The sequence below is a fragment of the Pseudomonas sp. MWU13-2100 genome (genome assembly GCF_023242365.1).
Lineage (GTDB): Bacteria > Pseudomonadota > Gammaproteobacteria > Pseudomonadales > Pseudomonadaceae > Aquipseudomonas.
The window spans coordinates 1-499 of sequence record NZ_JALLIX010000146.1; the positions used below are offsets into that span (position 1 = coordinate 1).

Annotated in this window: 1 protein-coding gene; it reads right to left on the reverse strand. The window is 64.1% G+C overall.

What is annotated here, in order from left to right:
- Window positions 1-499, reverse strand: a 499-nt coding sequence (locus M5B99_RS29775) for a carbon starvation CstA family protein (RefSeq protein ID WP_318654600.1), incomplete at both ends; no start/stop codon positions are given.

Sequence of the window (499 nt, forward strand, 5' to 3'; positions counted from 1 at the left end):
GCTCACCGCATCAGCGCCAACCACGGCCGCCGGGCTGTTCATGGCGAAGTAGACGCCTGGATCGATGACCGAGGCGGCGACCATCGCCATGATGGCGACGAAGGACTCCATCAGCATGCCGCCGTAACCGATATAGCGGGCATGGCCTTCGCTGGCCAGCAGCTTGGGCGTGGTACCGGAGGCGATCAGCGCATGGAAACCGGAAACCGCGCCGCAAGCGATGGTGATGAACAGGAACGGGAACAGGCCGCCTTTCCAGACCGGGCCGGTGCCGTCGACGAACTGGGTCAGCGCCGGCATTTTCAGCACCGGCATGGTGATCAGGATACCGATCGCCAGGGCCATGATGGTGCCGATCTTGAGGAAGGTCGACAGGTAGTCACGGGGTGCCAGGATCAGCCACACCGGCAGCACCGCGGCGACGAAACCGTAGCCGATCAGCATCCAGGTGATCTGCAGGCCGGTGAAGGTGAAGGCCTTGGCCCAGACCGGATCAGCG